Source organism: Streptomyces violens, from assembly GCF_000717745.1.
GTDB classification, from domain to species: Bacteria; Actinomycetota; Actinomycetes; order Streptomycetales; family Streptomycetaceae; genus Streptomyces; species Streptomyces violens.
On sequence record NZ_JOBH01000018.1, the window covers coordinates 86,711 to 109,363 of the forward strand.

Genomic DNA, 22,653 nt, shown 5'->3' on the forward strand with positions numbered 1-22,653 from the left:
CACGAGGGAGAGGACACCACGGGGTGGATCACTTGACCGGAGTGAAGTCCCGGGCACCGATGTACTCGGGGCGCCGCACCGGGGCCGCGAAGGGCTCCACCGCGGCGTTCTCCACGCTGTTGAACACGATGAAGACGTTGCTCCGCGGGTACGGCGTGATGTTGTCGCCGGAGCCGTGCATGGCGTTGCAGTCGAACCACGTCGCCGAGCCCGCCTTGCCGGTGAACAGGCGGATGCCGTGCCGGTCGGCCAGCTTGGTCAGCGCCTCGTCGGTCGGGATCCCCGCGTCCTGCATCTGCAGGGACCGCTTGTAGTTGTCCTTGGGCGTCTCGCCCGCACAGCCCAGGAAGAACTTGTGCGAACCCGGCATGATCATCAGGCCGCCGTTGGTGTCGTAGTTCTCGGTCAGCGCGATCGAGATGGACACCGTGCGCATGTTCGGCAGGCCGTCCTCGGCGTGCCAGGTCTCGAAGTCCGAGTGCCAGTAGAACCCGGACGCACCGAAGCCCGGCTTGACGTTGATCCGCGACTGGTGGACGTAGACGTCCGAGCCGAGGATCTGACGGGCGCGCCCTACCACGCGCGGGTCGGCGACCAGCTTGGCGAACACCTCGCTGATCTTGTGCACCTCGAACACGGACCGGACCTTGTCCGACTTCGCCTCGACGATCGAGCGCGGGTCGGCCTTGACCTCCGGGTCATGGGTGAGCCGGTCCAGTTCGGCGCGGTACACCGCGACCTCGTCCGCCGTGATCAGTTCCTCGATGGCGAAGAAGCCGTCGCGTTCGAAGTCGCTCAGCTCGGACGGCTGGAACGGGCCTGCCGTGCCGGGCTGCGACCACACCACCGGGTCCTGCCGCGGGGTGATCACCTCGGTGGCCCCACGGGTCGGGTACAGGTCGGCGGTGCGCTCGGGTGCGGTGGTCATGGTGTTGCCTTCCTCTCCTCTCGTACGTGCCTTCCTCAACTGCCGGACGGGGCAGCGGGCCTGATTCCAGCGGCGTCAGCTCGCCTCGGGCTCGGTGAGCAGCGGGTACACGCCGTTCTCGTCGTGGTCCTCGCGACCGGTGACCGGCGGATTGAAGACGCACACGCAACGGAAGTCCGTCTTCGGCCGCAGGGTGTGCTTCTCGTGGCCGTTGAGCAGGTACATCGTGCCGGGCTCGATCCAGTGCTTCTCACCGGTCTCCCGGTTCTCGAGCTCTGCCTCGCCCTCTACGCACAGTACGGCCTCGATGTGGTTCGCGTACCACATGTCGGTCTCAGTGCCCGCGTAAAGGGTGGTCTCGTGCAGCGAGAAACCGACGCGCTCCTTGGCAAGCACGATGCGCTTGCTCTCCCAGGTCCCCGAAGCGGACTTGACGTGGCGGTCGGTGCCCTCGATGTCCTTGAACGAGCGAACGATCACGTGGTTCAAAACCTTTCTGTTCTGCGGGTGGTGAGATCCGCCGGGGCCGGCCGGCGGTCAGCCGGCCGGCCCCGTGCGCGTCGGGTCAGACGCAGTCGCGGACCGCGCGGGCGAGGGTGCGCAGCCCCTCGTCCAGCTCCTCGGGGGTGGTGGTGAGCGCCGGCAGCAGCTTGACGACCTCGCTCTCCGGCCCCGAAGTCTCGATCAGCAGGCCCAGCTCGAAGGCCCGCTTGGAGATCTTGTTCGCCAGGCTCTTGTCGGCGAACTCCATCCCCCAGACCATGCCGCGGCCGCGGTAGTCCACACCCGCCCGCGGGTGCTCCTCGGCGATGGCACGCAGGTGCGATTCGATGATCTCACCGCGGGCGATGGTCTGCTTCTCCATCTGGCCGTCGGCCCAGTACGTGTCCAGGGTCGCGGCGGCGGTGACGAAGGCGGGGTTGTTGCCGCGGAAGGTGCCGTTGTGCTCGCCCGGCTCCCAGACGTCCAGCTCCGGCTTGAAGAGCGTGAGCGCCAGCGGCAGGCCGTAGCCGCTGATGGACTTGGAGACGGTGACGATGTCCGGCACGATGCCAGCCTCCTCGAAGGAGAAGAAGGCACCCGTACGGCCGCATCCCATCTGGATGTCGTCCACGATGAGCAGCATGTCGCGGCGGTGGCACAGGTCGGCGAGGGCGCGCAGCCACTCGGGACGGGCGACGTTGATGCCGCCCTCGCCCTGGACCGTCTCGACGATCACGGCGGCGGGCTGGTTCAGGCCCGAGCCCTGGTCCTCCAGCAGCCGCTCGAACCACAGGAAGTCCGGGTAGCGGCCGTCGAGGTAGTGGTCGAAGGGCATCGGGGTGCCGTGCACCAGCGGGATGCCCGCGCCGGCCCGCTTGAACGCGTTGCCGGTCACCGCGAGCGAGCCCAGCGACATGCCGTGGAAGGCGTTGGTGAAGGACACGATCGACTCGCGGCCCTTGACCTTACGGGCCAGCTTCAGCGCGGCCTCGACCGCGTTGGTGCCCGTCGGGCCCGGGAACATGACCTTGTAGGGCAGGTCACGCGGGCGCAGGATGACGTTCTGGAAGGACTCCAGGAACGCCCGCTTGGCCGTGGTGGACATGTCCAGGCCGTGGGTGACGCCGTCCCGCTCGATGTAGTCGATCAGCGCCCGTTTGAGTACCGGGTTGTTGTGGCCGTAGTTCAGCGACCCGGCGCCGGCGAAGAAGTCGAGGTAGGCGTGGCCGTCCTCGTCGTACATGCGGCTGCCCTGCGCCCGGTCGAAGACGGTGGGCCAGCCGCGGCAGTAGCTCCGCACCTCGGATTCGACGGTTTCGAAGACGCTCAGATCCGGCTGGGTGATGGTCACAGCATGCTCCTGGGAGATGTGGGGTGTGACAGAAGGGGGGAAGTCTTGGGGTGCGCTCTGCGCACTGGACGTGCGCTCAGCGCACTGGCTGGGCAGGGGCGGCGAAGGGGCCGATGTCGTGCAGCACCTCCGGCTCGTGGCCCTCCTCGGGGAACAGCCCGGCGTCGAAGAGGACCTCGCGCTCCACGGAGGCGCCGTGGCGCTCGGCGAAGGAGGCGAAGAGCCGGTTCGATGCGGTGTTGTCGGGCGAGATCGTGGTCTCGAGGCGAGTGATGCCCTGCTCCTGCGCGACGCGGCCGGCGAGGCCGTCCAGGAGAGCTGCGGCCAGCCCGCGGCCACGGTGCGCGTCGTCGACGGCGACCTGCCATACGACGAGGGTCTCCGGGCGGGCGGGGCGGATGTAGCCGGTGATGAAGGCGGCCGTCTCGCCCTTCGCGTCGCGGGCGACGACGGAGGTGGCGGCGAAGTCACGACACCACAGCAGGTAGCTGTAGGAGGAGTTCAGGTCCAGCGTGCGGGAGTCCCGGGCTATGCGCCAGATGGCGGCCCCGTCCTCCACTCGCGGGGCATCGAGCTTGAAGCCCTCCGGCATTTCTCTGAATTCGCTTCGGGCACGTGCAAGGTCTGCTTGTGCGGCGGTCATGCGAATTAAATTTACCGAGGGAAATTCGAAATTGCATCGCGGGCTGGGGTTACGGAGACGGGGGGTTCTGTGTTATCGCGCGGGGGCGCACGGGCGCACGGAAGACCCTTGGGATGTCTTGGTTTGCCCGGAAAATACGGGGCAAATCTGTCCGACTGTGGGGTCGGTCACATGTGCGTAACGGCCGCGAGATCCGTCCGAATTACGGGACTTGCGGGTCACCCGAATCGACGCGTTTGAGCTGCGGAAAAGCGGGCAGAAGAATACGGGAAGCTGCGCACCTGAAGAATTGGCAATTCTCTGGTAACAGGTGTACAGCAAGGAAAGCCCGGAGCGCCATGGGGTTTCCGGGATTCTTCCCCGCCGACCGTCCCGTCCAGCGGTTCACGCGCGGCTCGTACAGTGCGTGCATGAGCGATAGCGCGGTGCTGCACATCAAGGGGAGGGTCCTGGCCGGGCCGGACGACGTACGGGACGGCCTGTGGGTCGTCGGCGGACGCGTCAGCTACGAGCGGCCGGCCGGGGCGCGGGACGTCACCACCATCGAGGGCTGGGCGCTGCCGGGCCTGGTCGACGCCCACTGTCACGTGGGCCTGGGCGCGCACGGCGCGGTCGACAAGGCGACCAGCGAGAAGCAGGCGCTCACCGACCGCGAGGCGGGCACGCTGCTGATCCGCGACGCCGGGTCGCCCGCGGACACCCGCTGGGTCGACGACCGGGAGGACCTGCCGCGGATCATCCGCGCCGGCCGGCACATCGCGCGCACCCGTCGCTACATCCGCAACTTCGCGCACGAGATCGAGCCCGAGGACCTGGTGGCGTACGTCGCCCAGGAGGCGAAGCGGGGCGACGGCTGGGTCAAGCTCGTCGGCGACTGGATCGACCGGGAGACGGGCGACCTGGCGGCCTGCTGGCCGCGTGGCGCGGTCGAGGCCGCGATCGCGGAGGCGCACCGGCTGGGGGCACGCGTCACGGCCCACTGCTTCGCCGAGGAGTCCCTCGCGCCCCTCGTGGAGGCGGGCATCGACTGCATCGAGCACGCCACGGGCCTGACCGAGGAGACCATTCCGCTCTTCGCCGAGCGCGGCGTCGCGATCGTCCCGACGCTGGTGAACATCGCGACCTTCCCGCAGCTGGCGGCCGGCGGCGATGAGAAGTACCCGCGCTGGGCCGACCACATGCGGCGGCTGCACGAGCGGCGCTACGACACGGTACGGGCGGCGTACGACGCGGGTGTGCCGGTGTATGTCGGTACGGACGCGGGTGGGTCGCTCGCGCATGGGCTCGTCGCCCAGGAGGTGGGGGAGCTGGTCAAGGCCGGTATCCCGGCCCTGGAGGCGTTGTCGGCGACGGCGTGGGGCGCCCGGGAGTGGCTCGGGCGGCCCGGGCTCACGGAGGGCGCCCCCGCCGACCTGGTGGTGTACGAGGCGGATCCTCGGGAAGACGTACGCGTGCTCGGTACGCCGCGGCGGGTGATTCTGCGGGGGCGGGTGGTCAGCTGAGCGCCGCGGGGGTTTCTGCCGGTGGCACCCCGCGGCGCCGTCGTGGCCGGTCGCGCAGTTCCCCGAGCCCCGGAGGGACGGGCGCTTACGCGCCGTCCCTCCGGGCGCTGCGCGCCATCCAGGCCGCGACCAGGGCGCCCGAGATGTTGTGCCACACCGAGAACACCGCTGCCGGGAGGGCCGCTGCCGGGCTGAAGTGGGCCGTGGCCAGGGAGGCGGCCAGGCCGGAGTTCTGCATGCCGACCTCGAAGGCCATGGCGCGGCTCGCCGGGCGGCCCAGGCGGGCCAGGGCGCCCGCGCCGTAGCCGAGTGCCAGGCCGAGGCCGTTGTGGAGGACCACCGCGAGCAGCACCAGCGCCGCCGCGTCCTTGATCCGGTCCGCGCTGCCCGCCACCACGACCAGCACGATCACCGCGATGGTCAGCGCGGAGAGCCAGGGGAGGGCCTTCAGCAGCTTGTCGATGAAGCGCCCGGCGACCAGCCGGACCAGGAGACCGGCGAAGACCGGCAGCAGGACGGTCTTGAGGATGTCCGTGACCATGACACCGGCGTCCACATGCATGAACTGTCCGGCGAGCAGGTAGGTCAGGGGCGGGGTCACGAAGGGGGCGACCACGGTGGAGACCGTGGCCACCGAGACGGACAGGGCGACGTCGCCGCGCGCCAGGTAGGTCACGACGTTGGAGGCCGTACCGCTCGGGGCGCAGCCGACCAGGATCACGCCGGCCGCCAGCGCGGGCGGCAGGTCCAGCACGGTGGCCACCAGCCAGCCGAGGCCCGGCATGATCACGTAATGCGCGACCAGGCCGAGCCCGACCGCCCACGGCCGCTTGGCGACCGCGGCGAAGTCCGGGACCGTGAGCGTGAGGCCCATCGAGAACATCACGACACCGAGCAGCCAGGGCACGGACGGGGCCCAGCCGGTGAAGTGCGACGGCCAGAACAGGCCGATCAGCCCGGCCACGATCACGAGCAGCGGGAAGATCGTCACGGCGCGTCGCGCGGCGCGGTCGGACGCGGGGAGGTCACCGGTGCCCGGCGCGTGCGGCGCGGCGGGTGCGGGCCCCTCGGGCGCCGCGGCCTTCTGATTCGTCTGCTCGTTCGTCACCTCGGCACCTTACGGCGATCTTAGGTGCCTCGGGCAACGCTGTTCCGGATGATGGACGGCCCTCGGACCGTCCTCAGACCGCCTTCCCCAGGGCCGTCACGAAGCGGTCGGTGGTGTTCCGGTCCCGCACCGCCAGCCGCAGCCACTCGGCGCCCAGCCCCGGGAACGTATCGCCCCGCCGGACCGCGAAGCCCAGCTCCCGCAGCCGCTCCCGTACACCCGCCGCGTCCGGCAGGCGGATCAGCACGAACGGCCCCTCGGCCGGACGTGCCACCGTGATCTGCGGGAACTCGCCCAGCCGCGCGATCAGGTACTGGCGGTCGGCGGCGATCTCCCCGGCCGCCGCCTCGGCCTCCGCGAGCGCCGCCGGCTCGCAGCACGCCTCGGCCGCGGTGAGCGCGGGGGAGGAGACCGGCCACAGCGGCTGGACCCGCTCCAGCGCCTCGATGATCTCCGGGCCCGCCAGCACGTACCCGATGCGCAGCCCGGCCAGCCCCCAGGTCTTGGTGAGGCTGCGCAGCACCACCAGGCCCGGCAGGTCCGTGCGGGAGGCCAGCGACTCCGCCTCGCCCGGCACCGCGTCCATGAACGCCTCGTCGACGACCAGCGTGCGGCCCGGCCGCGCCAGCGCCGCCACGGTCTCCGCGGGGTGCAGCACGGAGGTGGGGTTGGTCGGGTTGCCGACCACCACCAGGTCCGCGTCGTCCGGTACCGCCTCCGGAGTCAGCCGGAAGCCGTCCTCTTCGGACAGCAGCACCCGGTGCACTTCGTGCCCGGCGTCCCGCAGGGCCGCCTCCGGCTCGGTGAACTGCGGATGCACCACGACCGGGCGCGTGGCGCGCACGGCCCGCGCGAGCAGCACGAACGCCTCCGCGGCGCCGGCCGTCAGCAGTACCCGGGAGGCCGGCAGGCCGTGCCGGGCGGCGACCGCTGCGCGCGCCGCCGTGCCGTCCGGGTACGCGGCCAGCCCGTCCAGCGACGCGGCGATCCGGGCCTTGAGCCAGGCCGGCGGGGTGCCCGTACGGACGTTGACGGCCAGGTCGGTCAGGCCGGCCGCGGCGCCGCGTACCTCGGCGTCCCCGTGGTGGCGAAGGTCGGGCAGGGTGGTCACGGCGTCTCCTCGTGCGTGCGTACGGTCTGCTGTGTTCGTACGGTCGGCTGCGTGCTGCTGTCGTGGGGTGCGGGGCGGCGGGCGATCGCACAGGTGGCCCGGGCCGCGCCACCGTCCGGAGGCACGGACTTCCGTTTGGGCACGGCCAGCGTGCCGCCAGGACCCGCCGCGGCCAGCGCGGCGGCCTCGGCGACGGACGGCGTCCCGGCGGCGGCCAGCACCGCGCCCGAGGGATGCGGCACCGGTACGGAAGCCAGCACGGCGGCCGGGTACGCCAGCAGCTCCACGCCCAGCAGCGCCGCGGCGGCCCGCAGTCCCGGTTCCTGGGCCCTGGCGTCCAGGGTGGCCAGCGCGCGCACCGCGGCGAGCGGCAGCCCGGCCTCCGCGAGCACACCCCTGACCAGCGCCGTCAGCTCCTCCGCCGGTACTCCGGGCCGTGCGCCGATACCCACCACCAGGTCCCGCTGCGGTCCTCGCACGGCACGCTCAGCAGGCACGGCGGGTCCTTTCGGCAGGGCGGAGCCGGACATGCGGGACCGGCCGGGGATCAGTAAGCAGGTGACACGGGTACCGGCACCGGTACACCCGTGGGCACGGCGGCGGAAGGGGCGAGACAGTGCCTGTGGTCATCGCGGTCGGCGCGTTCCTGATGACCCTCGTCGGCGGCTGGGTGGCCCACCGGGTCACCGACCGCCGCCACCTCATCCTCGGCCTCGCCGGCGGCCTGATGCTGGGCGTCGTCGGCCTCGACCTGCTGCCGGAGGCCCTGGAGGCGGCCGATGTGCAGCTCCTCGGCGTCCCCGCGGCGCTGCTCTGCTTCGTGCTGGGCTTCCTGGCCGCGCACGCCGCCGAACGGCTGCTGGCCGTACGGAAGGCCGCGCACGGCATGGACCCGGAGGAGCGCGTCCCGCAGGTGGGGCTGACGGCGGCGGCCGCGATGGTCGTGCACAGCCTGATGGACGGCTTCGCGATCGGCGCGGCCTACCAGGTCGGCAGGGAGATGGCGGTGGCCGTGGCGCTCGCCGTGATCGCCCACGACTTCGCCGACGGCTTCAACACGTACACCATCGCCAGCCTCTATGGGAACGCCCGGCGCAAGGCGCTGCTGCTGCTCGGCGCGGACGCGGTGGCGCCACTCGCCGGCGCGGCGATCACGCTGGCCGTCACCCTGCCGGAGCAGCCGCTCGGGTTTTACCTGGGCTTCTTCGGCGGCGTCCTGCTCTACCTCGCGACCTCCGACATCCTGCCGGAGGCCCACCACGACCACCCCGCGCTGTCGACGCTGGGCTGTACGGCCGCCGGCGTGGGCTTCATGTGGCTGGTGGTGGGCCTGTCGGGCGGCTGAGGCCATCAGGCGCTCGCCGCCCACGCCGCGGCCCGCGCCGCCAGCCGGTGCGCGAGCGACGGCTCGGCGGCCCAGTGCACATGCAGGTACGAGGCGTGCACACCGTCCTGAACGAAGCCCTCGGTACGGCGCTCGGGGCGCACGAAGCCCCACGCCGGACTGTCGCCCGTGCCCGGCTCCAGGACCGTGCGGTGGAACTCGTGGCCGCGCACCCGCGTCCCGGCCGCGGCCAGCGCGCTGTCACCGATGGCCACCGCCTCCCGGTAGCCCAGCGTCAGCCGCTCCGACATCCGCCCGTCGGCCGGCAGCACGCCGCACATGGGCCGCCCGTCCAGCGAACGGGACAGGTACAGCAGGCCCGCGCACTCCGCGGCGACCGGCGCCCCCGCGGCCGCCAGCCGGGCGACCTCGGCGCGCAGTGGTTCATTCGCCGACAGCTCCGGCGCGTACACCTCCGGGAAACCGCCGCCGATCACCAGCCCGGCCGTGCCCGCAGGCAGCTTCTCGTCACGCAGCGGATCGAAGGTGACCACCTCGGCACCGGCGGCCGTCAGCAGCTCGGCGTGCTCGGCGTACGAGAACGTGAAGGCCGCTCCACCTGCCACCGCGATCACCGGGCGGCCCGTGGCGGGCGTCTCCGGGGCCGCGGGCGCCCACGCGGGCCCCGTCAGCTCCGGCGCGCTGCGCGCCAGCGCCAGCAGCCCTTCCAGGTCGCAGCCCGTACGGATCTGCTCGGCGAGCGCCGCCACCGAGTCCACCGCCTCCGGCGCCCGCTCCGCCACCGGGACCAGGCCCAGGTGCCGGGCGGGCGTATTGACCTTCGGCGCACGCCGCAGACAGCCCAGTACCGGCACGCCCGCGCCGCCCAGCGCCTCGCGCAGCAGCGCCTCGTGCCGGTCGGAGCCGACCTTGTTCAGGATCACCCCGGCGAGCCGCACCTCCGGGTCCCAGGAGGCGAAGCCGTGCACCAGCGCCGCCACCGACCGGGACTGCGAGGACGCGTCCACGACGAGGACGACCGGCGCCCGCAGCAACTTCGCGACCTGCGCCGTCGAGCCCAGCTCGCCCATCCCGGACGCGCCGTCGAACATGCCCATGACGCCCTCGACGAGCGCCAGGTCCGCGCCCGCCGCGCCGTGCAGGAACAGCGGCTCGATCCGCTCCGGACCGCACAGGTACGCGTCGAGGTTGCGGCCCGGGCGGCCCGTGGCCAGCGCGTGGTAGCCGGGATCGATGTAGTCCGGGCCGACCTTGTGCGGGGACACCGCGAGGCCCGCCTCGCGGAAGGCGGCCATCAGGCCGGTGGCGACGGTGGTCTTGCCGCTGCCCGAGGAGGGCGCGGCGATCACCAGGCGCGGAACGTTCACCACTGGCTCATCACTTCGGTCATCGCTGCTTTCACCACTCGATGCCCCGCTGGCCCTTCTGGCCCGCGTCCATGGGGTGCTTGACCTTGGTCATGTCGGTGACCAGGTCGGCGAAGTCCACCAGCTTCTCGGGCGCGTTGCGGCCGGTGATCACGACATGCTGGGTGCCGGGGCGGTTCCGCAGCACCTCGATGACCTCGTCGGTGTCGATCCAGCCCCAGTGCATCGGGTACGCGAACTCGTCCAGCACGTACAGCTTGTACGACTCCGCCGCCAGGTCCCGCTTGACCTGCTCCCAGCCCTCGCGCGCGGCCTCCTCGCTGGACTCGATGTCGCGCTGGACCCAGGACCAGCCCTCGCCCATCTTGTGCCAGGCGACGGTCCCGCCCTCGCCGGTCTCGCCGAGCACCTTCAGCGCCCGCTCCTCGCCGACCTTCCACTTCGCGGACTTCACGAACTGGAAAACCCCGACCGGCCAGCCCTGGTTCCAGGCGCGCAGCGCCAGCCCGAAGGCGGCGGTGGACTTGCCCTTGCCGGTGCCGGTGTGGACGAAGACGAGCGGGCGGTTGCGGCGCTGACGGGTGGTGAGGCCGTCGTTCGGTACGACGGTCGGCTGTCCCTGCGGCATCAGGCGGCCCTCCGGTGAGTGGTGTCGGTGACGGTGCGGACGAGCGCGGAGACGCTGTCCGCGCGGAGTTCGTCGAGGGTGACGGCGGTGCCCTGCAGATCGCGGGCCAGCTCGCCGGCCAGGCCCAGGCGCACGGGACCGGCCTCGCAGTCCACGACGACCGAGGCGATGCCCTCGGAGGCCAGCAGCTGCGCGGCCTTGGAAGCGCGCGGGCGCGGCTCGACGCCGCCGGTCGCCCGGCCGTCCGTGACGACCACGACCAGCGGGCGGCGCGAGGCGTCCCGCATCCGTTCCACGCGCAGTACCTCATGGGCCTTCAGCAGGCCCGCGGCCAGCGGGGTGCGGCCGCCGGTCGGCAGCTGCTCCAGCCGGGCCGCGCCCGCCTCCACGGAGGAGGTCGGCGGCAGCGCGAGCTCGGCGTCCGCGCCCCGGAAGGTGATCATGCCGACCTTGTCGCGCCGCTGGTACGCGTCCAGCAGCAGCGACAGGACCGCGCCCTTGACCGCGGTCATGCGCTTGCGCGCCGCCATCGAGCCGGACGCGTCCACGACGAAGAGGACGAGATTGCCCTCGCGGCCCTCGCGTACGGACTCCCGCAGGTCGTCGCGGCGGATCAGCAGTCCGCGGCCGTTGCGCCCGCGCGCCTTCTGGTGCGGCGCGGCGGCCTGCACGGTGGCGGCCAGGTGCAGCTTGCCCAGCGCGCCCTGGGGGCGGCGGGAGCCGGTGGTCCGGCCGTGCGCGGTACGGGCCCGCGAGCGGCGGCCGTCGGCGCCCTCGCCGAGCCCCGGCACGTCCAGCCGCCGGGTCTTGAACGGTTCGGTGGCGCCGACCGCGGCCTTCTCAGGAGCGGCGCCGCTCTCGGCGGCCTCGTTCCTGGGCTGCGCGGGCTGCTGCTCCGGAGAGCCGTCCGAGCGCTGGTCCGGTACGGAGGGCTGCTCGGGGCCCGCGTCCGAGCCGGCCGGCGGCGGCGCGTCGTCCGGGCCGCCCTGCGGCGGCACCCCGCCGCCCCCGTCCGGACCCCCGCCGTCCGGCCCGTCCGGCCCGTCGTCCGGGCCCTGCGGCTCGGGGTCGGGCTCGTCGTCGTCCTGGGAGTCCTCCTGGGGGCCGAACTCGTCCAGGGTCTGGTCGAGCTTGTCCTCGTCCAGGCCGGGGGCGTCGAAGGGATTGCGGCGGCGCCGGTGCGGCAGCGCGAGCAGCGCGGCCTGTCGGACGTCCTCCTCCAGCACCTTGTCCCGGCCCGCCCATGCGGCCAGCGCGGTGGCCGTACGTGCCATCACGATGTCCGCGCGCATCCCGTCCACCTCGAACGCCGCGCAGGTCGCGGCGATCTGGCGGAGCGCCGCGTCGCCGAGCGTCACGTCGGGGAGCAGCGCGCGGGCAGTGGCGATCCGCTGCCGCAGGGCCTCCTCCTCGGCGGCCCAGCGCGCCGCGAAACCGGCCGGGTCGGCGTCGTACGCGAGCCGCCGCTTGACGACCTCCACGCGCTGGTCCGGCTCGCGGGACGCGGCGACCTCGACGGTCAGCCCGAACCGGTCCAGCAACTGCGGCCGCAGCTCGCCCTCTTCGGGGTTCATCGTGCCCACGAGGAGGAACCGCGCCGCGTGCCGTACGGAGACGCCCTCGCGCTCGACGTAGGAGGCGCCCATGGCGGCGGCGTCGAGGAGGAGGTCGATCAGGTGATCGTGCAGGAGGTTGACCTCGTCGACGTACAGGATGCCGCGGTGGGCGTGCGCGAGCAGGCCCGGCTCGAACGCCTTGACCCCCTCGGACAGGGCGCGCTCGATGTCGAGCGCGCCCGCCAGGCGGTCCTCGGAGGCGCCCACGGGGAGCTCGACCATGCGCGCCGCACGCGATTCGGCGGGGCTCACCTCGTGCGGCCCGTCCGGGCACTGCGGGTCGGGAGCGGCGGGGTCGCAGCTGAAGCGGCAGCCGGCGACGACCGAGACGTCGGGCAGCAGGTCGGCCAGCGCACGGACCGCGGTCGACTTGGCGGTGCCCTTCTCGCCGCGGACCAGGACGCCGCCCACCGCCGGGCTGACCGCGTTCAGCAGCAGCGCCAGCCGCAGGTCGTCCATGCCGACGACGGCGGTGAACGGATACCGGGTGCTCACGTACGGATCACTCCTCCGAGTGGCTTTCGTTGGCTTCTCGCCGGGCGCGCTCACGGTGCCCCCGGTGGTACGAACGGCAGCCCCTTCGGTACCCCGTCCTCGATCAGCCGCAGCAGGGCCGCGGTGTCCGCGTGTTCCTCGATCAGGTCGCCCAGCGCGTCGAGCTGTTCCTCGCGCAGCGCGTCGAAGCAGGTGTCCGGCGCGGGCACGAACGCGCGCCCCGCGTCGGCGGCCACCCGGCGCAGGAACGCGCGCCGGAAGCCGTCGCTCTCCAGGGAGCCGTGCCAGTGCGTGCCCCATACGGAGCCGACGCGGCAGCCGTCCAGGAAGGCTTCGTCGCCCTCGCGGACCTCGGCGACGCCGTGGTGGATCTCGTACCCGTCGACGGGTTCGCCGAGAGCCGTGCCTTCCGGCCGGGCGAGGGTCTTCTCCGTCGCGAACCGCACCCGTACGGGCAGCAGTCCGAGCGCGTCGACCGCGCCGGCCCGGGACTCCACCTCGTCCTCGATGTGCTCGGCGAGCATCTGGAAGCCGCCGCAGATGCCGAGCACCGGGCGGCCCTCGGCGGCCCGGCGGGCGATCGCGTCGGCGAGGCCGCGCTCGCGCAGCCACTGCAGGGCCCGTACGGTCCCGCGGGTGCCGGGCAGGACGACCAGATCGGCGTCGGCCAGCTCCTCGGGCCGGTCCACGAAGCGCACCACGACGCCCGGTTCGGCGGCGAGCGCGTCGACGTCCGTGAAGTTCGACATCAGGGGGACGGCGGCGACCGCGACGCGGAGGATGTCCTTGCCGTGCGGCGGCGCGACCGTGCTCTCGCGCACCGCGCCGCGCAGCGAGACGTGCAGGCCGTCCTCCTCGTCGATGCCGAGCCCGTGCCGGAACGGCAGTACGCCCAGCGTCGGCCGCCCGCTCAGCTCCTTGAGCATGTCCAGGCCCGGCTCCAGCAGCGTCACATCGCCGCGGAACTTGTTCACCAGGTAGCCCGCGATGTGCGCCTGGTCGGCCTCGGACAGCAGCGCGGTGGTGCCGAAGAAGGACGCGAAGACGCCGCCGCGGTCGATGTCGCCGACGACGACCACGGGCAGGTTCGCGGCGCGCGCGATGCCCATGTTCACGATGTCCGTGCGGCGGAGGTTGATCTCGGCCGGGCTGCCGGCGCCCTCGCAGATCACCGCGTCGTGCGTACGGCGCAGCTCCTGGAGGCAGTCGGTGACCGTGCCGAGCAGCCGCTCCTGGCGCCCGGAGTGGTAGCCCCTGGCGCTCAGCTCGCCCACCGGCTTGCCCAGCAGCACGACCTGGCTGCTGCGGTCGCTGCCGGGCTTGAGCAGTACCGGGTTCATCAGCGCGGTCGGCTCGACGCGGGCCGCCGCGGCCTGCATGGCCTGCGCCCGTCCGATCTCCGCGCCCTCGCGCGTCACGTACGAATTGAGTGACATGTTCTGCGCCTTGAAGGGCGCCACCTTGACGCCCTTGCGCGCCAGCCAGCGGCAGATGCCCGCCGTGACCACGCTCTTGCCCGCGTCCGACGTCGTCCCGGCGACCAGCAGGCCGCCGCCGAGAGTCCTGTCCGTACCGCTCACCGGGATCTCCTCGCCTTCCGCGCGCCGCGGACCGCGCCCACGGCGATCCGCGCCCCGACCGTCGTCGCCAGCGCCAGCGCGCTCACCCGGCGCGACAGCCGCACCGCGCGCGCGATGTCCGCGCCCTCGACCGCGCGTGCGCCGTCGTTGAGCACCGGCCGGTGCTCGACCCGCCCCGCGTACGCGAGCGTGCCGCCCAGCCGTACGCCGAGCGCGCCCGCGAACGACGCCTCCACCGGGCCCGCGTTGGGGCTCGGGTGCCGCTTGCCGTCGGCCCGCCAGGCGCGCCAGGCGCCGCGCGGGTCGGGCCCGGCGACGGTGGCCAGCAGCGCGGTCAGCCGCGCGCCGGGCCAGCCCGCCACGTCGTCCAGCCGGGCCGAGGCCCAGCCGTACCGGCGGTACCGGTCGGACTTGTGACCCACCATCGCGTCGAGCGTGTTGACCGCGCGGAAGGCGACCAGGCCCGGTACGCCGCCCACGGCGCCCCAGACCAGCGCGCCCACCACCGCGTCGGAGGTGTTCTCGGCGACGGACTCCACGACGGCGCGCGCCATCTGCTGTCCGTCCAGCGCCTGCGGGTCACGGCCGCACAGGTGCGGCAGCCGCTCGCGCGCCGTGTCCAGGTCGCCGGCCTCCAGCGCGCCGCCGATGGCGCGCGCCTCCCGGCCCAGCGTCGTTCCACCCAGCACGGCCCACGTGGCGGCGGCGGTCAGCGCTACGTGTGCGGGGGCGCAGCGGCGTACGGCGCGGGAGAGCAGGGCCGCGCCCACGGCGGCCCCGCCGGCGCACAGCGCGGTGTGCGCCGCTCCGTATCCACGGTGATCGCGCCACAGCCCGCGCTCCACGGCGCCCGCGGCCCGCCCGAAGGCGGCCACCGGGTGGCCGCGGCGGGGATCGCCCACGGCCAGGTCGCCGAGAAAGCCCAGAGCCGCGCCGCACGCATAGGTGGCGTGTTCGGCACGCATCGTCGGATCAGCCTGCCGTCGTGCCTCGGAGGGACGGCCGCACGCGGTCGCGTACCGGGCGTACGGCAAAGAAAGGCAGGGGTCTCGGCTCGGGGCCCGGCATGGCGTGTGTCCTCACTCAGGGTCCGCGCCCTGGCTCGACGTGACGGGCGACGAGAGTCTCCTGGCTCCCGGATCGGCGCTGCCCCCGGCCTTCCAGCCCGTGTCTGCGCGGGCCGTGGCCTCTGCTGGAGGAGCGCTCCCCGGTGACAGTGGCGGGACCGCGCCGGATTCTCACCGGACTTCCTCATCTGTCGCCGAATGGCACCGGGCAGTCCACCACGTGCCGCGAATGCCCGTCAACTCACCCTTGACCTGCGACGCGGGCGTATGGCAGGGCCTGTGGCCAACGACACAGCGTGGACAGTGGTTGACGACCTGTTGCCTGCCGTACCTCCGGCACGACACCATCGGGGCACCTATGGCAATGGTGCCGCAGGAGGGGGCGGGGATGACGGAGAGCCGACAGCGTCACGAGGTACGCATCAGAATCACCGGGACCCATGACGGGGAACAGGATCTGGAGGACCTCCAGCGCTGGCTGCAGCGCGAGTCCTGGCTGACGCCCGGCAACCACGACTGGCGCCGGGCGCCGGGCGCGGAGACCGCCCCGCGCACCGGCGCGGCGGACCAGGGCCCCGAGATGGCCGTCGGCATCGACGATCTCGTCCTGGTCCTCATCGGCGCGGTCGCGGCCCCGATGACCGAGCAGCTCCTCATCGCCCTGCGGGAGTGGCTCGCGCACCGCAGGGAGACCGCCGCCAAGGGCGAGGCCCCGGGACTCGACATCACCGACGCCTCCGGACACCGCCGCCTCGACGACCCCGATCCGCGCACCGAACGCGACGACCAGGGCGGCCGCGTCGGCACGGAGTAACCGGCGATGCCCCTCTACGACGCGCGGGGCAAGCAGAACCGCGCGCTGATCATCGGCGTCAGCCGGTACCAGGACCCCCGGCTGCACGACCTCGACGCGGTCTTCGCCAACCCCGACGAACTGGGCCGCGTGCTGTGCGCCCCGGCCACCGACCTCTTCCTGCCCCGGGAAGTGACGCCGCTGCGCCCGGACACCCCCGAGGAGCTGACCAACGCGCTGCGCACCGCGGCCTCCGAGGCCCGCGGACTGCTGCTCGTCTACTTCTCCGGGCACGGCCGGGTCCGGCGCGACGGCAGCGACCTGCACCTGCTGGTCGGCTCGTCGCAGGTGGCGCGGGACGAGCGCGGGAAGGCCTCGCACGAAGCGGTCTCCTGGGCCAACGACGTCCTGCCGCGGCTGGAGCGGTCCCGCGCCGACCGCGTCGTCGTCGTGCTCGAATGCTGCTTCGCGGGCAACGCGGACGACAGCTTCCGCACCCGCGAGAAGCCGGTCTCGCTGCTGATGGCCGCCCAGCCGAACCGCCGCATCTTCAGCGGCAAGGAGCCCGGCGGCGGCACCACCTTCACCCGGGCCGTGCTCGACATCCTCGAACACGGCATCGAGGGCAAGGAGTGCGTCACCTTCGAGGACCTCGCCGGTGAGCTGCGCCGCCGGCTCGCCGGGCACACCACCCCGCAGGGAGGCGCCTGGGTGCCGCGCGCCTCCAAGCAGAACACCGTCGACGACGTGGTGGTCTCCTTCGCCACCCGTGAGCCGCGGCGGCCCCGCACGCCGTTCGCCGTCCGGGCCCGGCGCTGGTGGCGCTCCCGCCCGCGGCGCCGGTTACGGCTGCTGACCGCCGCCGCCGTCGCGCCGGCCCTGACCGCCACCGCGCTGGTCCTCGTCGACCGGCTGGGGCCGCCCGAGAGCTGCCCGCCCGCCCAGGAGCTGCGGCTGCTCACCGCCCCCGAGGCCGAGCCGACGCTGCGCGCCGCCGCCCTCGCGTACGAGATGTCCGCCCTCAACACCGAGCCCGTGCCGGGCGAGGACGACGTCCCCGACGGCTGCCGGCGCACCCAGATCACCGTCTACTCCGCTGCCAAGGACCAGGTGGCGCAGGGCTTCGCCGCGGCGGACCGCTGGCAGGGCGAGGCCGAGGGCGCCGACGAGGCCCCGCCCGGAGACAGTGGCGGCCAGGCCGTCGAGCCGCTCTACCGGCCGGGCCCCCAGCCCGACCTGTGGGTGCCCGAATCGACCGTCGACTACCTCCAGGTCCGCCGGGGCATGGCCGCGCACGCGCCCGCCACCCTGCACCGGGTCGGCCCGGTCGCCTTCACCCCGCTCGTCGTGGGCGTCCCCGCGGCGCGCGGCCTCCCCGACGTGGAACAGGCCGGCAGCGGCTGGCACACGATCCTGGACGCCTCGGCGGACGGGAAGCTGCGGCTGCTCCGCCCCAGCCCCGCGCTGTCCGGCATCGGCCTGATGCACACCATCGGCCTGTACCTGGCCGACGACGGCGCACCCGTCGGCCAGGACAGCGGCGCGCCCCCACCGGAGGTGGCCGAGCGCGCCGAGCGGCGGCTGCGGGCGCCGGGCAGTCAGTACGCCGGCAGCGCCGAGCTGCTGTGCTCGCTGCGCCCGGGCGCGGCCCCGTCCGGCGCGGGGTCGCGCGCCACCGCCGCGCCGCTGGTCACGGAGAAGTCCCTGGCCGACGCCAACCTCGGCCACGCGGTCGGCAACTGCCCGGCCCTCGCCACCGTCCCCGAGAAGGACGACCGCTACGAGGCGTACTACCCGTCCGGCGTGCCGGGGCTGGACCACCCGCTGATCCGGGTGGCCTGGCAGGGGGCCGCGGACGCCGCCCGCCGGCAGGCCGCCTCGGAGCGGTTCGCCGACTGGCTGCGGCGGCCGGACGGCGGCCAGCGGGTGATCACGGAGGCGGGGTACCGCGGGGTGAACGCGGCCGGCCGCGCCGCCCCGCCGCCCACCGGCTCCCCGCTCCGCGACAGCCGGGCGGGCGTCCTGCCGGACGTCGGCGTGGAGCCGTACACCGCGGGGCAACAGCGGGTCGCCCAGGTGCTGGCCGCGTACGACACGGCGCACCGCCCCGGGCAGCTCCTCTTCCTCCTCGACACCTCCACCTCCATGGCGGACGGGGGCCGGATCGCCGGGGCGGCGGACGCGGTCGGCCGCGCCCTGGAGGTCCTCGGGCCGAAGGACACGTACGGGCTGTGGACGTATCCCAGGACCGGCACCGCCGCCCGGGACCGCGAGCGCCCCGTCGAGCGGATCAGGGCCGGCAGCTCCGGCCCGGCCGCGGGGCGCAGGCTGCTGGAGGGCCTCCGGCGGGACGACGGCGGCCTCGTCGACCAGGGGGCGTGGATGCAGGAGGCGCTCACCGCCGCGCTGGACCGGCTGCGCGACAGCCCGGCCGAGCGGACCAAGGCCGTGGTGCTCGTCCTCGACGAGGACGACGGCGCGGGGAAGCGGTCGGCGGCGGCGCGCGAGGCGCTCTCCGACGCGCTCGCCGCGCGTCCCCGGATCCCCGTGGTGGTGCTGGCGACCGGCAGGGGCGGCTGCGACGCGGCCCCGGTGCGGCACGTCGTCGAGGGCTCGGGAGGGAACTGCGTGGCCGGCGGCCCGGGAGCCGCGGACACCCTGGCCGGACTGGTGGCCTCCTTCGGCACGGGCGGACAGGAGGCGGGCCGGTGAAGCGCGTGGTGGTCACGGCCGCCGCCGTCCTCTGCCTGCTCGCGGCGGGCTGCTCGGACCCGGGGCCCGCGCCCGCCGGGGACGGGGACATCGTCCTGGCCACCGGCAGCGACCTCAGCAGCACCGGGGTGCGCCGGGAACTGATCCGTCAGTGGGAGCGGCGCAGCGGCAAGAAGGTGCGCATCGTGAAGCTGCCGGACACCGCCGACGGGCAGCGCAGCCAGCTGCTGGCAGCCGGCCAGTCCGGCAACAGCGGGTACGACGTGCTCAACATCGACGTGGCCTGGACCGCGGAGTTCGCCGCGGCCGGCATCATCCGCCCCTGGGGCAGGGAGCTGGGCGGCGACTTCCTCGACAGCGTCAAGAAGACGGCCACCACCGGCTCCGACGGCACGGTCTGGGCCGTCCCCTTCAACACGGACGCCGGACTTCTCTACTTCCGCAGCGACCTGCTGCGGAAGTACGGGTACGACGGGCCGCCGGACACCTGGGAGCAGCTGCGGACCTGGTCGCAGCAGATCATGGCCGAGGAGAACGCCGGCCGCCCGGCGGACGAGAAGCTCTACGGCATGGTCGCCCAGCTACGGCCCTACGAGGGCCTCACGGTCAACACCCTGGAGTCCGTCTGGGCGTCCGGCGGCGACCCGGAGCGGACCGCCCACCTCGCCGGGGCGCTGCAGCAGGGCGTGTACGCGCTCAAGGAGCGGCTGCGCACGATCATGCCGCAGGAGGCGACGGCGATGGACGAGACCGCCAGCGGGCAGTGGTTCGCCGAAGGACGGGCGCTGTTCATGCGGAACTGGCCGGTGGAGTACGCCTCGGTCGCCGAGAAACTCGAACCGGGCCGGCAGTTCGACGTGGCCCAGCTCCCCGCGGGCTCGTCGGAAGGCCGGCACCGCACGGTCCTGGGCGGCCAGAACCTCGCCATCGCGGCCGACGCCGCGCACCCGGACGAAGCCCGCTCCCTGATCACCGCCCTCACCTCGGCGCGCAGCGAGCACTGTCTGCTGCAGCGCGGCTTCGCGGCCACCCGGGCCTCGGCGTACGACGGCACGGCGCCCGCGTGCGACCTGCCGCCCGACGACGCCCGGCGGGAGGAGGACGGCGGCGCCCGGCCCGGCACCCCGCCGCCCGGCCGGGTCCCGCCGTACACGGACCTGCTGCACCGCGCGCTCAAGGACGCGGCGCCCCGGCCGCGCAGCGCCCACTACGCCACGTACAGCAAGGTCGTCCAGCTCTACGTCTCCGCCTACCTCACCGGCAAGGACGACGCGTCCATCGCCGACGAGCTCGCCGAGGAAGCGACGAAGGCGCTCAGCGGCCGCGGAGAACGCGGACGCTGAGCGCCTTCGGGTGCTGAGAGTGTCAGCCGGCGACGATCAGGAAGATGCCGTAGCCGACGGCCGCGAGGCAGAGCGCGAAGCAGGCGTAGCCGCCGGTGCGGGCCACGGCGGAGGTGCTGCCGCCGACGGCCGCGGCGGTGCCCGCCTCGCCCTCCTGAGGGGCCTTGCGGGACGTGCCCATGATGCCCAGGGTGAAGAGGCCCACCATCGCGACGGTCACCACGAGGGTGGTGCCGAAGACCTGGCCGAGTGCCGCCCAGTCGATGTTCATGGCGTGAGTTCCTTAAACCGAGCGCCCGGCGTCAGCGGACGGCCGAGGTGGCGGGGGAGCGGGTGGTGGACTGCGCCGGGATGCCCTCTATGGTCCCGGCACCGGCCGTGGTCGACCCCGCGGGCGGCGGGGTGACGGACTGCAGCGCGGTGGTGACGACACCGGCCGGCTCGACGGGCTCGACGTCGTTGACGTTGCTGTGGTCCACCGGCTTGCGGCGGGAGGCGGCCCAGATGGCGCCGCAGATGACGACACCGAGCACGGCGACGGTGGTGACGCCCCAGGTGCCCTGGCCGGCCAGGAAGGCCGCTCCGGCGGCGACCAGCCCGGCGGCCGGCAGCGTCAGGCCCCAGGCGAGCACCATCCGGCCCGCCGTGGACCAGCGGACCACGCCGCCCTTGCGGCCGAGGCCGGAGCCCATGACCGCGCCGGAGCAGACCTGGGTGGTGGAGAGCGCGAAGCCGAGGTGCGAGGAGGCGAGGATGGTCACCGCGGCGCCGGTCTGGGCGGCGAAGCCCTGCGGCGGCTGGATGTCGGTGATGCCCTTGCCCATCGTGCGGATGATCCGCCAGCCGCCGAGGTACGTGCCCAGGGCGATGGCGATACCGGCCGAGGCGATGACCCACATGGGCGGGTCGGCCTGCGGGGCGAGCGCGCCGCCGGTGATCAGCGCGAGGGTGATGACGCCCATCGTCTTCTGGGCGTCGTTGGTGCCGTGCGCCAGGGAGACCAGCGCTGCCGAGGCGATCTGCCCGGCGCGGTAGCCCTTGGCGGTGTCCTCCTCGGCGCGGTTGCGGGCGAGGCGGTACGTCAGCCGGGTGGCGGCCGTCGCGGCGATGCCGGCGACGATGGGCGCGGCCACGGCCGGGATGAGGACCTTCATGACGACCGCGTCGGCGTTGACCCCGCCGATGCCGACGGACACCACGGTCGCGCCGATCAGGCCGCCGAAGAGGGCGTGCGAGGAGCTGGAGGGGAGGCCGGCGAGCCAGGTCAGCAGGTTCCAGACGATCGCGCCGACCAGGCCGGCGAAGATCACTTCTGGTCGGATGCCGGAGCCTTCGTCGATGATGCCCCCGGAGATGGTCTTGGCCACCTCGACGGAGAGGAAGGCGCCGACGAGGTTCAGCACCGCCGACATCGCCACCGCGGTCTTGGGCTTGAGCGCCCCCGTGGAAATGGTGGTGGCCATGGCGTTGGCCGTGTCGTGGAAGCCGTTCGTGAAGTCGAACACCAAGGCCGTGACGATCACGATCCCGATGAGAAGCGTGATGTGTTCCATTCACCCAGGCAATCAGTTCGATGGTCAGTGACGCGAACGACCGTAGGGAGGATGGGTGAACGGAAGATGAACGACAACGGGCCTGGTGGTGACGCCCCCGCCGATTTCGTGCGGAGGCGCCTCACCAGTAACTCGAGGTTCATCCAGAGGTGGCCGAGACGTGCTGCCGGCTAGCCCGCTGCGAAGCGGCGGAGCTGACTGAACGAACCGTTCCAGGCGTTCTGATCCCCCGGGAATCGGCCTTTGTTGGAGTACTGCCAGATGCTCAGGAACTCCCAGCCCTTCGGCAGCTTGCCGGGCTTCCCGTGCCACGATGCCAGCCACAGCGGGTGGCTCTGCGCGAAGGCGCTGCTGCCGCCGGTGCAGGTGTTCCACCAGCGCGTGGTCGTGTAGATGACCGGCCGGCGCCCGGTCTGCCGCTTGATCTCGTCGCTGAAGCCCCAGATCCAGCGGACCATCTTCTTCTTGCTCACGCCGTAGCACTTGTGCTTCTTGCTGTACGGGTTGTTCTCGATGTCCAGGGCCGGCGGCAGCGTCCAGCCGTCCGCCTTCCACTGGCCGCCGTGGTTCAGGAAGTACCGGGCCTGCGCGGTCCCGGAGGACTGGTTCGGCACCGCGAAATGGTACGTGCCGTGCAGCAGGCCGGCCTGGCGCGCGCCGCGGTACTGCCTGCCGAAGTAGGGGTTGGTGTAGGAGGTCGATTCGGTGGCCTTGACGTAGACGAACCGCGCGCCGTTCGCCCGGGCTTCCGGCCAGTCGACGTTCTTCTGGTGCGAGGAGACGTCGTGGCCGTGCGGCACACCGCTCGCAGCCGAGGGGCTCGCGGCGGCGAGATCGGTGAGCGCGGCGCCGGCCAGTACGGCCAGTGCCAGAGCGGTTCCGGTGGCGGCGGAGGTCAGGCGGGGCAGTAAGGCCGGTATGTGGTCACCTTTGTGGTCACGAGCCATGGTTCCCCCCGGATGGCGACGTGCATGACAAAACATCCAGAGGTTATTGGATGATCCCGAGATGACGGTGACCTCCGGCCA

General features: G+C 73.2%; 20 protein-coding genes and 1 riboswitch. Of the genes, 5 read left to right on the forward strand and 15 right to left on the reverse strand.

Features of this window, described 5'->3' with window-relative positions; all coding sequences use genetic code 11:
• Nucleotides 1-28: 28 nt before the first annotated feature.
• The 4 genes from thpD to ectA all read right to left on the reverse strand — a co-directional run bounded on the left by thpD (nucleotide 29) and on the right by ectA (nucleotide 3,405).
• Nucleotides 29-928 (reverse strand): ectoine hydroxylase, encoded by a 900-nt coding sequence (gene thpD, locus IF04_RS0129540; protein ID WP_030264597.1) that lies wholly within the window; start codon nucleotides 926-928, stop codon nucleotides 29-31.
• A gap of 75 nt (nucleotides 929-1,003) precedes the next feature.
• On the reverse strand, nucleotides 1,004-1,408 hold the full coding sequence (locus IF04_RS0129545) for an ectoine synthase (RefSeq protein WP_030264599.1): 405 nt from the start codon (nucleotides 1,406-1,408) through the stop codon (nucleotides 1,004-1,006).
• An 85-nt stretch (nucleotides 1,409-1,493) separates the two neighbouring features.
• Nucleotides 1,494-2,762: a diaminobutyrate--2-oxoglutarate transaminase gene (gene ectB, locus IF04_RS0129550; RefSeq protein WP_030264602.1), complete on the reverse strand. Its 1,269-nt coding sequence runs from the start codon at nucleotides 2,760-2,762 to the stop codon at nucleotides 1,494-1,496.
• A 76-nt stretch (nucleotides 2,763-2,838) separates the two neighbouring features.
• On the reverse strand, nucleotides 2,839-3,405 hold the full coding sequence (gene ectA, locus IF04_RS0129555) for a diaminobutyrate acetyltransferase (RefSeq protein WP_078600938.1): 567 nt from the start codon (nucleotides 3,403-3,405) through the stop codon (nucleotides 2,839-2,841).
• A 410-nt stretch (nucleotides 3,406-3,815) separates the two neighbouring features.
• On the opposite strand from ectA, the gene IF04_RS0129560 reads away from it, so the two are divergent.
• Nucleotides 3,816-4,907 carry an amidohydrolase family protein gene (locus IF04_RS0129560; protein WP_030264607.1) on the forward strand — a complete coding sequence of 364 codons (1,092 nt, stop codon included), beginning with the start codon at nucleotides 3,816-3,818 and terminating at the stop codon, nucleotides 4,905-4,907.
• 85 nt (nucleotides 4,908-4,992) lie between these two features.
• Here the strand turns inward: IF04_RS0129560 and IF04_RS0129565 are convergent, their stop codons facing one another.
• The 3 genes from IF04_RS0129565 to IF04_RS0129575 all read right to left on the reverse strand — a co-directional run bounded on the left by IF04_RS0129565 (nucleotide 4,993) and on the right by IF04_RS0129575 (nucleotide 7,623).
• Nucleotides 4,993-6,015 (reverse strand): bile acid:sodium symporter family protein, encoded by a 1,023-nt coding sequence (locus IF04_RS0129565; RefSeq protein ID WP_030264611.1) that lies wholly within the window; start codon nucleotides 6,013-6,015, stop codon nucleotides 4,993-4,995.
• A gap of 73 nt (nucleotides 6,016-6,088) precedes the next feature.
• A complete protein-coding gene (gene cobC, locus IF04_RS0129570) occupies nucleotides 6,089-7,126 on the reverse strand; it encodes an Rv2231c family histidinol phosphate aminotransferase CobC (protein WP_030264614.1) in 1,038 nt (345 codons plus the stop codon).
• Nucleotides 7,123-7,623, reverse strand: coding sequence for a cobalamin biosynthesis protein (locus tag IF04_RS0129575; protein ID WP_051831656.1), 501 nt, complete (start codon nucleotides 7,621-7,623; stop codon nucleotides 7,123-7,125). Before IF04_RS0129575 ends, cobC begins: the two co-directional genes overlap by 4 nt.
• A 152-nt stretch (nucleotides 7,624-7,775) precedes the next feature.
• Here IF04_RS0129575 and IF04_RS0129580 point away from each other — a divergent pair, with 152 nt between their 5' ends.
• Nucleotides 7,776-8,471 (forward strand): ZIP family metal transporter, encoded by a 696-nt coding sequence (locus IF04_RS0129580; RefSeq protein WP_425428472.1) that lies wholly within the window; start codon nucleotides 7,776-7,778, stop codon nucleotides 8,469-8,471.
• Between the two features lie 5 nt (nucleotides 8,472-8,476).
• On the opposite strand, the gene IF04_RS0129585 is transcribed toward IF04_RS0129580, so the two are convergent.
• From IF04_RS0129585 to IF04_RS0129605, 5 genes are read right to left on the reverse strand one after another with little or no spacing between them, the layout of a single operon-like run.
• A complete protein-coding gene (locus IF04_RS0129585; protein ID WP_030264624.1) occupies nucleotides 8,477-9,841 on the reverse strand; it encodes a cobyrinic acid a,c-diamide synthase CobB in 1,365 nt (454 codons plus the stop codon).
• Between the two features lie 28 nt (nucleotides 9,842-9,869).
• Complete coding sequence (gene cobO / locus IF04_RS0129590; protein WP_030264627.1) at nucleotides 9,870-10,466, reverse strand: cob(I)yrinic acid a,c-diamide adenosyltransferase; 597 nt, start codon at nucleotides 10,464-10,466, stop codon at nucleotides 9,870-9,872.
• Nucleotides 10,466-12,577, reverse strand: a complete 2,112-nt coding sequence (locus tag IF04_RS0129595) for a putative cobaltochelatase (RefSeq protein ID WP_030264629.1) — start codon at nucleotides 12,575-12,577, stop codon at nucleotides 10,466-10,468. The genes cobO and IF04_RS0129595 overlap by 1 nt, the downstream gene beginning before the upstream one ends.
• Before the next feature lie 50 nt (nucleotides 12,578-12,627).
• Nucleotides 12,628-14,157, reverse strand: coding sequence for a cobyric acid synthase (locus IF04_RS0129600; protein WP_030264631.1), 1,530 nt, complete (start codon nucleotides 14,155-14,157; stop codon nucleotides 12,628-12,630).
• Nucleotides 14,154-15,122: a cobalamin biosynthesis protein gene (locus tag IF04_RS0129605; RefSeq protein WP_030264633.1), complete on the reverse strand. Its 969-nt coding sequence runs from the start codon at nucleotides 15,120-15,122 to the stop codon at nucleotides 14,154-14,156. The genes IF04_RS0129600 and IF04_RS0129605 overlap by 4 nt, the downstream gene beginning before the upstream one ends.
• A gap of 137 nt (nucleotides 15,123-15,259) precedes the next feature.
• Nucleotides 15,260-15,457: riboswitch (cobalamin riboswitch) on the reverse strand.
• A 155-nt stretch (nucleotides 15,458-15,612) separates the two neighbouring features.
• Here IF04_RS0129605 and IF04_RS0129610 point away from each other — a divergent pair.
• The 3 genes from IF04_RS0129610 to IF04_RS0129620 are packed head-to-tail and all read left to right on the forward strand — an operon-like array spanning nucleotide 15,613 to nucleotide 20,072.
• Entirely contained in the window at nucleotides 15,613-16,038 is a 426-nt protein-coding gene (locus tag IF04_RS0129610) for a hypothetical protein (RefSeq protein WP_051831657.1), read from the forward strand.
• Nucleotides 16,039-16,044: 6 nt separating this feature from the next.
• Nucleotides 16,045-18,729 (forward strand): VWA domain-containing protein, encoded by a 2,685-nt coding sequence (locus IF04_RS0129615; RefSeq protein ID WP_030264640.1) that lies wholly within the window; start codon nucleotides 16,045-16,047, stop codon nucleotides 18,727-18,729.
• Nucleotides 18,726-20,072, forward strand: a complete 1,347-nt coding sequence (locus IF04_RS0129620) for an extracellular solute-binding protein (protein ID WP_030264642.1) — start codon at nucleotides 18,726-18,728, stop codon at nucleotides 20,070-20,072. Before IF04_RS0129615 ends, IF04_RS0129620 begins: the two co-directional genes overlap by 4 nt.
• Before the next feature lie 22 nt (nucleotides 20,073-20,094).
• Here IF04_RS0129620 and IF04_RS0129625 read toward each other — a convergent pair whose 3' ends face one another.
• The 3 genes from IF04_RS0129625 to IF04_RS0129635 all read right to left on the reverse strand — a co-directional run bounded on the left by IF04_RS0129625 (nucleotide 20,095) and on the right by IF04_RS0129635 (nucleotide 22,572).
• Nucleotides 20,095-20,343 (reverse strand): hypothetical protein, encoded by a 249-nt coding sequence (locus IF04_RS0129625; protein ID WP_030264645.1) that lies wholly within the window; start codon nucleotides 20,341-20,343, stop codon nucleotides 20,095-20,097.
• 31 nt (nucleotides 20,344-20,374) lie between these two features.
• The gene (locus IF04_RS0129630; RefSeq protein WP_030264647.1) at nucleotides 20,375-21,625 is read right to left on the reverse strand and encodes an inorganic phosphate transporter; all 1,251 of its coding nucleotides are present in this window, start codon (nucleotides 21,623-21,625) and stop codon (nucleotides 20,375-20,377) included.
• 170 nt (nucleotides 21,626-21,795) lie between these two features.
• Nucleotides 21,796-22,572 (reverse strand): lysozyme, encoded by a 777-nt coding sequence (locus IF04_RS0129635; RefSeq protein ID WP_030264649.1) that lies wholly within the window; start codon nucleotides 22,570-22,572, stop codon nucleotides 21,796-21,798.
• Nucleotides 22,573-22,653: the final 81 nt, after the last annotated feature.

Coding starts and splice junctions, on each gene's coding strand:
- thpD (WP_030264597.1), bottom strand. CDS start 928: ATGACCACCGCACCCGAGCGCACCGCCGACCTGTACCCGACCCGTGGG.
- ectA (WP_078600938.1), bottom strand. CDS start 3,405: ATGACCGCCGCACAAGCAGACCTTGCACGTGCCCGAAGCGAATTCAGA.
- IF04_RS0129560 (WP_030264607.1), top strand. CDS start 3,816: ATGAGCGATAGCGCGGTGCTGCACATCAAGGGGAGGGTCCTGGCCGGG.
- IF04_RS0129580 (WP_425428472.1), top strand. CDS start 7,776: ATGACCCTCGTCGGCGGCTGGGTGGCCCACCGGGTCACCGACCGCCGC.
- cobO (WP_030264627.1), bottom strand. CDS start 10,466: ATGCCGCAGGGACAGCCGACCGTCGTACCGAACGACGGCCTCACCACC.
- IF04_RS0129605 (WP_030264633.1), bottom strand. CDS start 15,122: ATGCGTGCCGAACACGCCACCTATGCGTGCGGCGCGGCTCTGGGCTTT.
- IF04_RS0129610 (WP_051831657.1), top strand. CDS start 15,613: ATGACGGAGAGCCGACAGCGTCACGAGGTACGCATCAGAATCACCGGG.
- IF04_RS0129615 (WP_030264640.1), top strand. CDS start 16,045: ATGCCCCTCTACGACGCGCGGGGCAAGCAGAACCGCGCGCTGATCATC.
- IF04_RS0129625 (WP_030264645.1), bottom strand. CDS start 20,343: ATGAACATCGACTGGGCGGCACTCGGCCAGGTCTTCGGCACCACCCTC.
- IF04_RS0129630 (WP_030264647.1), bottom strand. CDS start 21,625: ATGGAACACATCACGCTTCTCATCGGGATCGTGATCGTCACGGCCTTG.
- IF04_RS0129635 (WP_030264649.1), bottom strand. CDS start 22,572: ATGGCTCGTGACCACAAAGGTGACCACATACCGGCCTTACTGCCCCGC.